The sequence below is a fragment of the Rhodococcus sp. 14-2483-1-2 genome, assembly GCF_002259405.1.
Lineage (GTDB): Bacteria > Actinomycetota > Actinomycetes > Mycobacteriales > Mycobacteriaceae > Rhodococcoides.
Window position 1 is genome coordinate 1 of record NZ_NPFW01000016.1, and the last position, 13,830, is coordinate 13,830.

At 64.5% G+C, this 13,830-nt stretch carries 11 protein-coding genes and 1 pseudogene; all 12 read left to right on the plus strand.

From position 1 onward, the window contains the following. Window positions 1-397: pseudogene (locus tag CH295_RS15365) on the plus strand (ABC transporter ATP-binding protein); the annotation flags it as partial. A 5-nt stretch (window positions 398-402) separates the two neighbouring features. Then, a complete protein-coding gene (locus CH295_RS15370; RefSeq protein ID WP_037191254.1) occupies window positions 403-1,197 on the plus strand; it encodes an MlaE family ABC transporter permease in 795 nt (264 codons plus the stop codon). Between the two features lie 5 nt (window positions 1,198-1,202). After that, on the plus strand, window positions 1,203-2,063 hold the full coding sequence (locus CH295_RS15375; RefSeq protein ID WP_027498223.1) for an MlaE family ABC transporter permease: 861 nt from the start codon (window positions 1,203-1,205) through the stop codon (window positions 2,061-2,063). Next, window positions 2,060-3,415, plus strand: coding sequence for an MCE family protein (locus CH295_RS15380; protein ID WP_037191255.1), 1,356 nt, complete (start codon window positions 2,060-2,062; stop codon window positions 3,413-3,415). The genes CH295_RS15375 and CH295_RS15380 overlap by 4 nt, the downstream gene beginning before the upstream one ends. Beyond that, complete coding sequence (locus CH295_RS15385; protein ID WP_037191258.1) at window positions 3,412-4,479, plus strand: MCE family protein; 1,068 nt, start codon at window positions 3,412-3,414, stop codon at window positions 4,477-4,479. Before CH295_RS15380 ends, CH295_RS15385 begins: the two co-directional genes overlap by 4 nt. After that, window positions 4,476-5,474, plus strand: coding sequence for an MCE family protein (locus tag CH295_RS15390; protein WP_094631931.1), 999 nt, complete (start codon window positions 4,476-4,478; stop codon window positions 5,472-5,474). Before CH295_RS15385 ends, CH295_RS15390 begins: the two co-directional genes overlap by 4 nt. Continuing rightward, window positions 5,474-6,757, plus strand: coding sequence for an MCE family protein (locus CH295_RS15395; RefSeq protein WP_037191264.1), 1,284 nt, complete (start codon window positions 5,474-5,476; stop codon window positions 6,755-6,757). Before CH295_RS15390 ends, CH295_RS15395 begins: the two co-directional genes overlap by 1 nt. Window positions 6,758-6,786: 29 nt before the next feature. Further along, window positions 6,787-8,055: an MCE family protein gene (locus CH295_RS15400; protein ID WP_037191267.1), complete on the plus strand. Its 1,269-nt coding sequence runs from the start codon at window positions 6,787-6,789 to the stop codon at window positions 8,053-8,055. Next, window positions 8,052-9,299 (plus strand): MCE family protein, encoded by a 1,248-nt coding sequence (locus CH295_RS15405; RefSeq protein WP_037191269.1) that lies wholly within the window; start codon window positions 8,052-8,054, stop codon window positions 9,297-9,299. Before CH295_RS15400 ends, CH295_RS15405 begins: the two co-directional genes overlap by 4 nt. Before the next feature lie 83 nt (window positions 9,300-9,382). Further along, window positions 9,383-10,075: a hypothetical protein gene (locus tag CH295_RS15410; protein WP_037191270.1), complete on the plus strand. Its 693-nt coding sequence runs from the start codon at window positions 9,383-9,385 to the stop codon at window positions 10,073-10,075. A 58-nt stretch (window positions 10,076-10,133) separates the two neighbouring features. Beyond that, entirely contained in the window at window positions 10,134-10,991 is an 858-nt protein-coding gene (locus tag CH295_RS27820) for a hypothetical protein (RefSeq protein WP_170945925.1), read from the plus strand. 210 nt (window positions 10,992-11,201) lie between these two features. After that, a complete protein-coding gene (locus CH295_RS15425; protein WP_094741210.1) occupies window positions 11,202-13,778 on the plus strand; it encodes an aminotransferase class III-fold pyridoxal phosphate-dependent enzyme in 2,577 nt (858 codons plus the stop codon). Window positions 13,779-13,830 lie beyond the last annotated feature (52 nt).

Consider the following 13,830-nt stretch of genomic DNA (forward strand, 5'->3'; position numbering starts at 1 on the left):
GGTCGACGCCGGGCACCACGCCGGTGGCGTCGACGACGTCGAAGGCATCGTCCCGCAGATGAAGGCCACCCCCGGTACTCCGGTGCGCCAGGCCGTCGGTCGCAGGCAGGAACGCGTCCGCCAGATCATGCACACGCTGCCGCACAGTGCGCAGGTCGCCATCCAGGAAAGCCTCGACACCACCGACCCCGGTCAGCGGTACCCCGCATACGCGGATCAGCAGCAGGGCTACGACCAGCAGGGCTACGACCAGCAGGGTTACGACCAGCAGGGTTACGACCAGCAGGGTTACGACCAGCAGGGCTATGGCCAGCAGGGCTACGACCAGCAGGGCTACAGCGGGCAAGTTCATGACCAGCCGGGCTACCAAGCTCCGACACAGGGTCGGGGTCAATAGCAGACATGGGGGGATCGAAGAAGTCCGCGTTCGCTCCGGCGAACGCCGCTCTGACTCAAGCCGGCAACATCGTAGAACTGTTCGTCGAGGTGGTTCGCAACACCTTCCGTAGGCCGTTCCAGTTCCGTGAATTCATCGAGCAGGCCTGGTTCATCGCCAGCGTCACGATTCTGCCGACGGCGCTGGTCGCCATTCCGTTCGGCGCGGTCGTGTCTCTGCAGACCGGATCGCTCATCAAGCAGCTCGGTGCCGAGTCGTTCACCGGCGCGGCCAGCGTGCTCGCGGTCATTCAGCAGGGCAGTCCGATCGTGACCGCACTGCTGGTGGCCGGTGCCGCCGGTTCTGCTGTCACGGCCGACCTCGGCTCGCGCACCATTCGTGAAGAGATCGACGCCATGCGGGTGCTGGGTATCGACCCGGTGCATCGTCTCGTCGTTCCGCGCGTCCTCGCGATGATTCTCGTCGCCCTGTTGCTCAACGGTCTGGTCTCGGTCGTCGGCATCGCCGGTGGTTACTTCTTCAACGTGATCCTCCAGGGCGGTACCCCCGGTGCGTATCTGGCGTCCTTCGGTGCGCTGGCGCAGCTTCCGGATCTGTATGTCGCAGAAGCCAAAGCGGCGATCTTCGGACTCATCGCGGGCATCATCGCCTCCTACAAGGGGCTCAATCCCAACCCCGGACCCAAGGGCGTCGGCGAGGCAGTGAACCAGACGGTTGTCATCACGTTCCTGCTGCTCTTCTTCGCCAACCTCATCCTGACCCTGGTGTACCTCCAGGTCGTCCCAGCGAAGGGAGCGTAACCGCGATGACGATCGCAAGAGGTCGCGGTGACCGCACGCTGATGCGCGTCAAGCGCGTCGGCAATGCCCCGCTCAACGTGCTCGACCGCGCAGGCGAGCAGATGTCGTTCTACCTGCGGGCCATCGGGTGGATTCCCAAGACCGCGGTGCACTACAAGAAGGAGGTGCTCCGCCTGCTGGCGGAGGTCACCTTCGGCAGCGGTGCACTCGCCGTCATCGGCGGAACCATCGGCGTGATCGTGATGATGTCCGGCTTCACCGGAATCGTCGTCGGCCTGCAGGGCTACGCCGCACTCGAGCAGCTCGGTAGCTCCGTGCTGACCGGATTCCTGTCCGCGTACGTCAACACCCGTGAGATCGCGCCGATCGTTGCGGGACTGGCACTGTCGGCCACCGTCGGCTGTGGCTTCACAGCCCAGCTCGGTGCCATGCGGATCTCGGAGGAGATCGACGCCCTCGAGGTGATGGCGGTACCCAGCGTGCCGTTCCTGGTGACCACCCGCATGATCGCCGGCTTCGTGGCCGTCATCCCGCTCTACATCGTCGGACTGCTGGCGTCGTACGTCGCCTCCCGAGGGATCAGCACCATCTTCAACGGGCAGTCCACGGGGTCCTACGACCACTACTTCAACCTCTTCCTACCTCCCGAAGACGTGTTGTATTCGTTCCTGAAGGTGTTGATCTTCGCCTTCGTCCTGATCATGATCCACTGCTATTACGGCTACCACGCCTCCGGCGGACCTGCCGGTGTCGGCGTCGCAGTGGGCCGTGCCGTTCGTACCGCGATCGTCACGATCGCGGTGCTGGACTTCTTCTTGAGCCTCGCCATCTGGGGCACGACCACCACAGTGAGGGTTGCGGGATGATCGACTCGCCGTCGCGACTGAAGCGAGTACTGCTCGGTTTGGCGTTCTTCCTGGTGCTGATCCTGTTCTTGGGATGGAGCATCACGTCCTACAACAAGACGTTCAAGTCGGTGGTGAACGTCAGCCTCGAAACCGACTCGGTGGGCAACGCTCTGCCGATGAACGCGGATGTGAAGGTGCGCGGAATGATCGTCGGCGAGGTGCGCTCGGCATCCACCGTCGACGGTGTCGTCACCTCTCGGCTCGCCATCGACCCGGACAAGGCTCCACTGATTCCGTCCAACGCGACGGCGCGGTTGCTTCCCAAGACACTGTTCGGTGAGCGCTACGTCTCGCTGATCGTGCCCGAGAACGACTCGGCGTCGCCGATCACCGAGGGCACCGTCCTCCGGCAGGACACCAGTGGGAACGCAATCGAGGTCGGGCAGCTGCTCGACGGCTTGCTTCCACTGCTGCAGGCGATTCCGCCGCAGGATCTGGCGAACACCCTCGGGTCGTTGGCACAGGGCCTCAGCGGGCGCGGCGAGCAGCTCGGTCAGACCATCGACAATCTGACCAACATCGTGTCGGGTCTGAACACGGAGTTGCCGAACATCCAGCAAACGCTGGTCGGTCTCGCCGACTTCTCGCAGACCTACGCAGACGCTGCACCCGAACTGATCTCGGCGCTGGACAACCTGCGGACGACCGGCAACACCGTGGTCGAGCGGCAGTCCAGCCTCGAAACGCTGTACGGATCGCTGACCTCGGCGTCCTACACAACCGCGGACTTCCTGCAGACCAACTCCGAGAACCTGATCGGATTGGCCGCGAACTCTCGTGAGGCGCTCGAGCTGCTGGCCGAGTTCTCTCCGACGTTCGGCTGCACGTTCACCCAGTTCGCCGAAGGTGCCAGGCGCGGAGCGGTCGTTCTCGGCGAGGGCGACGAGTACCCCGGCATCAACGTGTCCGCATCGTTCGTCAACCCGAAGGGCCGTTACTTGCCGAACCAGGACGAGCCGCGCTTGTTCGACGATCGCGGAGCCACCTGCTTCGAGCCTGCAGCACCGGGTGAGTTCTTCCCGCAGTATCCGGGAGGTTCGATCAACGACGGTTCCTACCAGGTGCCGACCCGCAACCCGGGCCCGCAGGTGATCGAAGGACAGGGGCCACCGAAGTCGGCTCAGAGCTCCATCGTTCCCGCCGTCTCCGCATCCGCGCAGCCGGCGAGCTACGAGGGCTCGGACTTCGAGCGTGACACTCTCGCCGTGATCTACGGACAGGCGAGTGGTGTTGCACCAGAAAGTATTCCGTCGTGGGCGGCCGCTATCGGCGCACCGGCACTGAGAGGAGTGGAGGTGACCGTGCCATGAGAGGCCTTCTCGCGCCGATCATCAAGTTGGTCGTGTTCGCCGTGATCACGATCATCGCTACGGCCACCCTCGCCTTCACCATCGCCAATTCCAGCGGCGGCGGCGGCACCAAGTTCTCGGCGATGTTCACCGACGTCACCTCCCTCAACGAGGGCGACGAGATTCGTATCGCGGGCGTTCGCGTCGGCCAGGTGGACAAGATCGAGATCGCCAACGAGCGCGAAGCGAAAGTGGACTTCACGCTGAGCAGTCGCGATTGGCTCCCGGCCAGCTCGACGGCAACCATCCGGTTCAGGAACCTGGTGGGTCAGCGCTACATCGCCATCGAGCAGGGCTCGGGGGACCAGGGCCGGAAGATCACCGAAGGTGCCACCATTCCGTTGGAGCGGACCAAGCCTGCGGTGAACCTGACCACGCTCTTCGACGGCTTCCGGCCGCTGTTCACCACACTCAGCTCCGATGACGTCAACAAGCTGTCGTACCAGATCATCCAGGTGTTCCAGGGGGAGTCGGGAACCATCAACGAACTGGTCACCAACACGGCGACTCTGACGAACACGGTCGCCGACAAGGATCAGGTCATCGGCCAGGTCATCACCAATCTCAACAACGTGCTGGCGACGGTCAACCAGAACGACGGTCAGCTCGACAGCTTGATCGTCAACACGCAGCAGCTCGTCTCGGGCCTGTCGGCCGACCGTGGCGTGGTCGGCTCCGCCGTCACCTCGCTCGCCGGTCTGACCAACGCCACCGCAGACCTGCTCGAGCCGACTCGGCCGTCGATCCAGGGATCGGTGACTGCGTTGAACACGCTGTCCGAGACCATCAACCGCCGAAGCGACGACGTGGACAAGGTCCTCGGAATTCTGCCCGTCAAGCTCGACAAGCTCATTCGCACGGCCCAGCAAGGGTCTTGGTTCACGTTCTACCTGTGCGGTATCGACATCGTCGCCGGACCGGGTAGCTCGCCGAACCTGAATCTGCCGACCGGGCTTCCGACCGTCAACCAGCCGCTGTACACGAACTCGGCAGAGCGTTGCAAAGCTGGGGGGATCAAACAATGAAATCTCGTCGTAGTCCGGCCACCATCGGTGCACTGGGCATCGCGATCATCCTGCTGGCCACGATGTCGGTCTTCTTTCTCGACCGGCTCCCGATCATCGGTGCCGGTTCGGTGTACACCGCCGAGTTCAGCGAGGCCGCAGGACTCAAGCCCTCCAACGAGGTTCGCATCGCAGGCGTCAAGGTCGGCAAGGTGACCGACGTTCGTCTCGAAGGCGACCGGGTGCTCGTGGACTTCACGGTGAAGGACGCGTGGGTCGGAAACGAGTCACGGGCCGCCATCGCGATCAAGACCCTGCTGGGGCAGAAGTATCTGGCGCTCGACCCGAGCGGACCGGAGACACTGAGCCCCAAGGACCCGATTCCGCTCGAGCGCACCACGTCCCCGTACGACGTCATCGACGCGTTCTCCGATGCGGCGTCGACCATCAACGACATCGACACCGATCAGCTCGCAACGAGTATGCGGACCCTGTCCGAGGCGTTCTCCGAGACGCCCGCGAACATCCGTGCCTCGCTCGACGGCGTCACCCGGTTGTCGCAGACCGTGGCCAGCCGCGACGAGGAGCTCAAGAAGCTGTTCGAGGCCACCGGTGAAACGTCGAAGGTGTTGGCCGACCGCAACGAGCAGTTCAACAAGCTGATCACCGACGCGGGCCCGCTTCTCGAAGAACTCAACAATCGACAGCAGGCCATTTCGCAGCTGCTCACCGGCACTCAGCGTGTATCGCAGGAGCTGACCGGTCTCGTTCGCGACAACGAGGCAACCATCAACCCGATGTTGCAGCAGCTCAACGGCGTCATCGACATCCTGCAGCGCAACAACGACAACCTCGACCGTGCGCTGAAGCTGTACGAACCGTTCATTCGTCTGTACACGAACGTGACCGGTAACGGTCGATGGCTCGATATCACGCTGGCCAACCTCACACCTCCCGGAGTTCCGTTGATACCTGGCTACCGCCAACCGTCGGTCGACAAGTTGCCGGGGGAATGATGACAGACACGCAGGCAGCACCGAGAAACAAGAACAAGCTCGCGCTGATCGCCGTCGTCGTGATCGTGGCGTTGGTCCTGGCCGTCGCCGGCTGGTGGTTGTTCACCAGGGCAGGCACGACCAAGATCACCGCGTACTTCGACAAGTCGGTCGGCATCTACTCCGGCTCCGAGGTTCGGGTGCTGGGCGTCAAGGTCGGCACCGTCGAGTCCGTCACGCCACTCGGTGACGACGTCGAGGTCGTCCTTCGAGTCGACCGCGGGATCGACATCCCGGCCGACGCCAAGGCCGTCCAGGTCAGTCCGTCGCTCGTCGCCGATCGCTACGTCCAGCTCTCGCCCGTCTACACCGGCGGCGACACCATGGCCGACGGCACCACGATCGCTCGCGATCGCACCGCGACCCCCGTCGAGGTCGACGAGCTGTACAAGTCCATCAACGACCTGTCGACCGCCCTCGGTCCTGACGGTGCCAACAAGGACGGCGCTCTCACCGACCTCGTCAACACCGGTGCGGCAAACCTCGACGGCAACGGTGAAGCGTTGGGCGACAGCATCACTCAGCTTTCGGCCGCCGGCCGCACGTTGAGCGACTCGCGCACCGACGTCTTCGACACGATCAAGAACCTGCAGACCTTCGTCAGTGCCCTGGCCGTCAACGATCAGCAGGTCCGCAACTTCAATACTCAGTTGGCCGACCTGACCGGATTCCTGTCCGGCCAGCGGGAGGATCTGGGAGCGGCGCTTCAGCAGCTGTCGGTCTCGCTCGGCGACGTGGCTACGTTCGTCGCGGACAACCGGACCGAACTGACCGATGCCGCAAACGGTCTCGTGGTGCCGACTCAGACGCTCGCCGACAACCGCGAGCAGCTGGTGCAAACACTCACGTTGCTGCCGCTGGCCATCAGCAACCTGGTGAACGCCTACGACGCCGAGTCCGGCACGCTCGCTTCGCGCGCCAATCTCCAGAACGAGACCCAGGATCCGCTCGGCACCGTGTGCAAGCTCCTCGACCTCGGCGCGCTCGTTCCCGGCGATCCGCGCTTCGAGGCACTCGGTGCGCAAATTCAGCCGATCATCGATCAGTGCGCCAACATCACCACGATGATCCAGGCACCGATCACCGACCAGAATCGGATCGTGCTGCCGTTCGGTGTTCTCACCAACGACATCGAGCAGAACGTATCCGTGCCGGGCACCGTGCCGGGCGTCGTCTCGCCACGGCTGGGAAACAGCACGATGCCCGGACTCGAGCAGTCGTACATCGGAGGTGGGGGACAGTGAGAACCTCTGTGAAACGGAATCGAGCTCGTGTGAAGCGTTCGTTGGTCGTCGGAGCGGGCGTGTGCGTGGTCGCGCTGTCGGCCGGAGCGTGCTCGTCGGCCGGCATCTACGCCGTACCGCTTCCCGGTGGTGCCGATGTCGGTGACAACCCGTTCAACCTGACGGTGCAGTTCGACGACGTGCTGGACCTGGTGCCGCAGTCGACCGTCAAGGTCGACGGTGTGGCCGTCGGCCGAGTCGCCTCCATCTCCGTCCCGAACGACGGGTGGACGGCCGATGTCGACGTCATCCTCAACTCCGACGTGGATCTGCCTGCCAATGCGATCGCTTCGGTACAGCAGACCAACCTGCTCGGTGAGAAGTTCGTGCAGCTCTCGGCACCTCCCGGTGACGAGGCAGCAGCGCGGCTTCAGGACGGCGACACCATCCCGCTCGATCGAACCCGTCACGCGACCGACATCGAGCAGGTCCTCGGTGCGCTCTCGCTGTTGCTCAACGGTGGTGGCGTCGGGCAGCTCTCGCCGATCATCAAGGAACTGAGCACGGCATTCGACGGTCGCGAAGGCAAGACGAAAGAGCTTCTGCAGCAGGCCAACACGTTGATCGACGGCCTCAACCAGCAGCGTGACGACATCACCCGCGCCATCGACGGTCTCGACACTCTCAGCGGCCGGGTCAACACCCAGACGGACAAGATCGACGCCGTGCTGAAGGACCTGCCGATCGCCACCGAGGTCCTCGAGCAGCAGCGTCCGCAGCTGACCGAGATGCTCGGAGCGCTCGATCGTCTCGGAGCCGTCGGCACCGACGTGATCGACCGTTCCAAGGACGATCTGATCGCAGACCTGCGGGCCCTGCGCCCGACGCTCCAGGCCCTGGCCGATTCGGCGGACGACGTGGTGAGTTCGCTCTCGGTCATCCCGACGCTGCCGTTCGCGGACGGCACCGAAAAGATCATCGAGGGCAACTCCGCCAACCTGTTCCTCTCACTCGATCTGTCCATCGGAACCGCGCTGCGCAACTTCGGCGTCGGTGAAGGCGACCCGGTCTACGTCCAGCCCAAGTACGGCAACACGTTGCCCGTCGTCGATCCGTCCAATCCGTACTACAACGGAAACGGACCGCGCCCGGGTTGGCCGACGATCTCGCTGCTGCCGTTGCCGCCGATCATCCCGTCACCGGTTCCGGGCCCGGGTGCTCCTGCGAACGAGCAGGCAGCCGCAGCCGCCGCGCCCGCACCGGCGGATCCGTTGGCACCGTTGAACGATCTGCTCGAGCGATTCGGAGTTGGACAGTGAGATCGAAACTGGTTCGCTTTCAGTTGGTCGCGTTCGTCGTGGTCGCCCTCCTGGGGTTGATCTATGTCGGCGGCAAGTACGTGCGTCTGGACAACATGCTCGGCTTCGGGCAGTACCAGGTCGATCTGAACCTCGCCGATTCCGGTGGCATCTTCTCGAACGCCGAGGTCACGTACCGAGGTGTTCCGGTGGGAACCGTCGGAGATCTGGAACTGACGCAGGACGGCGTCCGAGTCGCGCTCATGCTCGACAACGGTGGGCCCGACATCCCGGCCGACACGAAAGCCGTCGTGGCCAACCGGTCTGCGATCGGTGAGCAGTACGTCGACCTGCAGCCCGAGACCGATCAGGGCCCGTTCCTGGCCGACGGTTCGCAGATCGCGCAAGCCGACACCACCACGCCCGTGCCGGTGGAGGACGTCCTCGCCAACACGAACACGCTGGTCCGGTCGGTACCGCTGGACGCGCTGACGAGGGTCGTCAACGAGCTCGGCGTGGCATTCGACGGTAAGGGCACAGATCTTGCGTCTCTCGTCGATTCGCTCGGGAACATCTCCGAGGCAGGCAACGAGGCGCTGCCACAGACGCTCGCGCTGGTACGTGACGCCGTGCCGGTGCTGAACACGCAGTCCGAGCAGTCGGATCTGATTCGTGAGTTCAGCACCAGCCTGGACGAGGTGACGGCTCAGTTGAAGTCCAGCGATCCCGACATCCGCCGCCTGATCGATACCGGTACCGCAGCGGGCGACCAGCTCGGTGGGCTCATCACCGACGCCGGTCCGGCGCTGACCACCGATATCAACAACCTTGCGCTGGTTGCCGCTCAGGCCCAACCGCGGTACGTCGCGCTTCGTCCGTTCCTGACGTTCCTGCCTGCACTCGGTGCCGGCATCTCCACGATCGTTCCGGACGACGGCACGATCCATCAGGGTCTGCTGCTCGAGGTCAACAACCCGCCGCCCTGCACGGTGGGCTACGAGGGTTCGCAGGCGATCCTCGACGAGGAGAAGCGGAAGAACCCGAACTTCGATCCGACTCGGGAGAACTACCCCCTGAACCTCGACGCGAACTGCGCTACACCGCAGGGCAGCGTGACGGGTGTGCGTAGCGCGAACCGCATCGTGTTCGCCGATCCGGACGTGCCGCAGCCGTGGGACCTCAAGCCCAAGGTCGATCCGGAAAAGCTCAACCTCAACCCCATCGCCACCCAGTTGGCACCGCTGATCGGCGTCACGCCGAAGTAGCGGAATCGGTGGAACTGCTGCTCAGCACTACTGTCGGGCCGAGAGTGGTTCGGCCGGATATTACCGAGTAGTAGGGTGAAAGTGTGAACTCGAGCACCGAAGCCCTGGAGTCCCCAGCGACTCCAGGGCGTAACAAGACCGCGAAAATTCTGCTTGCCGTCGTCTCGGTGATCGCCGTGGCCGCTCTCGCAGCGGCAGTGTTCTTCGGGTACGGCTGGGGCAGCGCGCTGCTGAGCCAGAAGCCCACTGCGGACACCAGGGACGCGGCGCTCACCGGAGCTCAGCAGGCTGCCGTCAACCTGAACACGGTCGACGCATCGGCTATCGATCAGTCGTTCGACAACATGAAGTCGTCGATCACCGGCGATCTGATGCTCAACGACCTCGAGCAGACGCGCTCGGGCATCACCGATCAGGTTCGTCAGTCCGGCGCCAAGAGCGAGGCCGAGGTGTTGCACGGCACGCTGACGGAACTGAGCACGGACGAGAACACCGCGACCGCTCTTGTGGTCATCGCGACAACCACCACCTGGCCCGATCGCGTCGAGCGAAGCAAGCTGACGATGCGTCTGGCCATGGAAGAGGTAGACGGGGTGTGGAAGACCAACAAGGTCGATCCCATCGGTTCACGGATCTCGCTCGACAATCCGAACACCAACCCCGTCGTCCCGACCGAACCGGGTGGCCCCGCCGACCCGAACGCGGCCGATCCGAATGCGGCCGACCCCGGTACGGACGCCACGCCGGCTCCCCAGCCGGACACCGGCGGCAACTGAGATACCCGGCAGTGGTGTTTTCCGTCTGTACCGAAGTGAGTTTCGAAGGAGTTCTGTAGTGCCTCCCCAGCGTCGCAAGATCGTTCCACCCACCACCACCAGTAAAGTTCGCCGCAAGGTGGCAGGCACCGGGAAGCCGAGTGCTGCCAACACCGACACGGACTCGACCGGTGCCGAGGGATCGGCTGCGACCGAGACGGCGGCGATCACCACGACGCCGCCCACCGAGCCTGTGTCGGACAAGCCTGCCCTCGACAAGCCGGCAGCAGACAAGCCCGCAGCAGAAAAGCCCGCAGCAGCGAAGCCTTCTGCCGAGACGCCTGTTCTCGACAAGCCCGCTGCCGACAAGCCCGCTGCCGAGACTCCCGCAGCCGACAAGCCTGCTGCCGATTCCGAGTCGACCGACGCGTCCGTCGCGTCGGCGTCGGGAATCGGCTACAAGCACGTGATCGTCGTTGCGGTCATTGCCGTTGTGCTCGGCGCGTTCGCTGCCGTGGCCGCGTTCAAGCCGTTCGCCACGATCGACAATGCGGCCTGGGTGGATTCCGCGGCGACTCAGGAGGTCACCTCGGCCGCGACCGATGCGCTGCAGACCTTGTACACGTACAAGGCCGCCACGATCGATGCCGATTTCGATGCCGCCCGTGCAGTGCTCAATCAGTCGATGCTCGACGAGTTCAACTCCACCGCCGACACCACCAAATCTGCTGTGGTGCAGACGGATACGGGAACCGAGGCCATGGTCACCGATATCGGAGTCTCGCGGCTAGAGGATGGCAGGGCGGAACTGATCGCCAACGTGAACATCAGTGCCACGCAGAACGGTGTCGCGTCGGGCAGTGCCGAGGGCCCGTTGACAGTGAACATGGAGAAGGTCGACGGCACCTGGAAGTTGTCGGCCATCGACGATCAGTAGTAGCCCAGCCGGCACTCGATCAAGCCCCGTTCGACGCAGAAGCCTGCTCGGACGGGGCTTTTTCGTGTGGTTTTCGGCCAGCTGTCACCGGCTTGCCGCAGAGTTACCATCGCGTTTGCGTCCTGGCTTGGGACGAGCCCTGGTTGTTCGGGACAACCATTCACAGCTCGACAGCCAGGGGTGGATCCGATGAAAACGGAGCATGCTGTCATGACCGACACAACTATCGATTATTCCGTGCTGGAATCCAGGTCCGGTCGATCGGGCTTTGCCGAACACGTCAATCCCGAACTGTATCGGCTGTTGTCTGCGCTGAACCTGGATCGCGAGTACGTGCGGGGCGACGGGACTGTCCTGTTCGACGCGTCGGGCCGTCGCTATCTGGACTTCGCCGGGGCGTACGGTGCCCTTCCGTTCGGGCACGGTCCCACTCCGATCTGGCAGGCGGTCAACGACATTCGCTGCAGCGGGGAAGCGATTTTCGTGCAGCCCTCGGTGCTGAGCGCGGCCGGGGAACTGGCAGATCGGTTGGGGCGCATCGCACCCGACGGATTGACGCGAACGACGTTCGTCAACAGTGGTACCGAGGCGACCGAGGTGGCGCTCAAGATCGCGCGAGCGGACACCGGTCGGCTGGGTGTGCTGACCACCGGGAACAGTTTTCACGGCAAGACTCTCGGAGCGTTGTCTGCGACGGGAAACGTCAAGTACCAGAGCGGTTTCGGCGCACCGGTCGAGGGATTCGACCACATCGACTTCGGTGATTCGGACGCGCTCGACGCGGCCCTGGCGGCGGCGCCCGGGCATTATGCGGTGTTTCTGGTGGAGCCGATTCAGGGTGAGGGCGGAGTGGTGTGTCCACCCGATGGGTACCTGCGCCGCGTGCGGGAGATCTGCGATCGGCACGGGGTGCTGATGGCTCTCGACGAGGTGCAGACAGGGCTGGGCCGGACCGGCAGGATGTTCGCCGCCGAGCACGAGGGGGTGGTGCCGGACATTCTGACCGTCGCCAAGGCTCTCGGTGGTGGGATCGTGCCGGTAGGCGCGGTGCTGTGCCGTCCGGAGTTGGTGAACGAGAGTTTCGCGCTGCGCCACACGTCGACCTTTGCGGGAAACGCGTTGGCTGCGCGGGTGGGTATCGCGGTTCTCGACGAGTTGACCCGAGACGACTGCGCACTGGTCACCGGAGTGGCTGTGCTCGGGCGTCAGCTGAAGAACGATCTGAGCAGGCTGGCCGAGAAGTATCCGTCGGTCGTGACCGAGGTGCGCGGTAAGGGACTGCTGCTCGGCTTGGAACTGACCGCGGACGTGAATTTCGTCGGGCGGCAGTCGCTGCTGGGATCGATCGCCGATCAACACAATCTGGCCGTGGTGATCTGCTCGTACCTGCTCGATGTGGAGGGGATACGAGTGGCTCCGACTCTGTTCGGCAACAGGGTGATTCGGATCGAACCACCGCTGACGGTCTCGGCGGTGCAGTGCTCGCGTCTGGTCGCAGCATTGGATCGGGCATTGGGTTATGCGGCGGTGGGTGACATGGACGGATTGTTCGGGCATCTGCTGGGTCGCCCGACCGTCGCCACTCCGCCCGCACTCGAGGCGTTGCGCCCCGGGCGGACGCCCGATATCGCGGTACGGCCGACGGATCGACGCTTCGCGTTCATCGCGCATCCTCTCGATCTCGGCTTCTTCGCGGCGTTCGATCCGGCGCTGGAGGTGTTCGACCACGGCGAGCGGCAGGATCTGCTCGAGCGGTTCGCGGCGTCGACATCCGAGCTCGAACCCGCGTCGTTCGTCATCGGCAGTGGCCGGGTCGTCGGGGGTGGGGAGGCGACGGCGCACGGTGATCTGATCGGGCTGCCGTACACCTCCGAGCAGTTGCTGCGCCTGCCGACCGAGCGTGCGCTGGCAGTCGTGGGCGGGGCCGTCGAACTGGCGATCTCCCGCGGTGCGACGGTCGTGGGATTGGGCGGCTATTCGTCGGTGATCACCGGGAACGGGTTGGGTCTCGGCGCGACGACGCGACCGATCACCACCGGCAACACGTTCACCGCTGCGGCGAGTCTGCGGGCTGTTCGACGCGTGTGCCGTGAACGCGGTATCGATGTCGCGCGGGCTCGGGTGACGATTCTCGGTGCCGCCGGGGCGATCGGGCGAACCATCGGTATGCAGTTGGCCGGCGAGGTCGGCAGCATCGTGCTGGTCGGTAGGCGGGGGGAGAGTTCGGTCATCGCGCCCAAGCTGTGGGCGGCCGCGCAGGAGATGGTGGCGAGCGCTCGGGCCGGTGCGGGTTCGGGAGATCTGGCCGCTGCCGCGCATGCCGTCGACGGCGATCTGGACGATCTGATCAGGTCGAGGCACATCGAGTTCTTCACCGATCCTGTTGCTGCGGTAATGGATTCGTTGATCGTCATCGCTGCGACGTCGGCGCCGCATGCGCTCATCGATCCGACGGATCTGATGGAGGGCGCCATCGTCTGCGATGTGGCGCAGCCGCCGAACATCGGCCGGGACGTGCGCAGTGAGCGGCCCGACGTGACGGTGTTCGACGGCGGCATCGTGCGGGTGCCGTCGGGTTCGGATTTCGGGTTGACGTACGGGTTGGCTCCGGGGCTGACGTATGCCTGCATGGCCGAGACGATGCTGATCGCGTTGTCGGGTGAGTTCGGACTGCGCAGCATCGGCACCACCCTCGACGGCGACAGCGTGGAGCGGTTGGGTGAGTTGGCGGATGTCCACGGGTTCGCGCTCGCCGAGGCCACGCGGTGGCGCGAGGCGAACCGGTAGACGGCAGGGGGCGGGGCGCGTCGGTGTCCCCGCCCCCCCGACCGCTGTGTAA

What these genes read in the sequence shown, in the direction of transcription:
- CH295_RS15370 (WP_037191254.1), top strand. Translation starts at nt 403, where the DNA reads ATGGGGGGATCGAAGAAGTCCGCGTTCGCTCCGGCGAACGCCGCTCTG.
- CH295_RS15375 (WP_027498223.1), top strand. Translation starts at nt 1,203, where the DNA reads ATGACGATCGCAAGAGGTCGCGGTGACCGCACGCTGATGCGCGTCAAG.
- CH295_RS15380 (WP_037191255.1), top strand. Translation starts at nt 2,060, where the DNA reads ATGATCGACTCGCCGTCGCGACTGAAGCGAGTACTGCTCGGTTTGGCG.
- CH295_RS15385 (WP_037191258.1), top strand. Translation starts at nt 3,412, where the DNA reads ATGAGAGGCCTTCTCGCGCCGATCATCAAGTTGGTCGTGTTCGCCGTG.
- CH295_RS15390 (WP_094631931.1), top strand. Translation starts at nt 4,476, where the DNA reads ATGAAATCTCGTCGTAGTCCGGCCACCATCGGTGCACTGGGCATCGCG.
- CH295_RS15395 (WP_037191264.1), top strand. Translation starts at nt 5,474, where the DNA reads ATGACAGACACGCAGGCAGCACCGAGAAACAAGAACAAGCTCGCGCTG.
- CH295_RS15425 (WP_094741210.1), top strand. Translation starts at nt 11,202, where the DNA reads ATGACCGACACAACTATCGATTATTCCGTGCTGGAATCCAGGTCCGGT.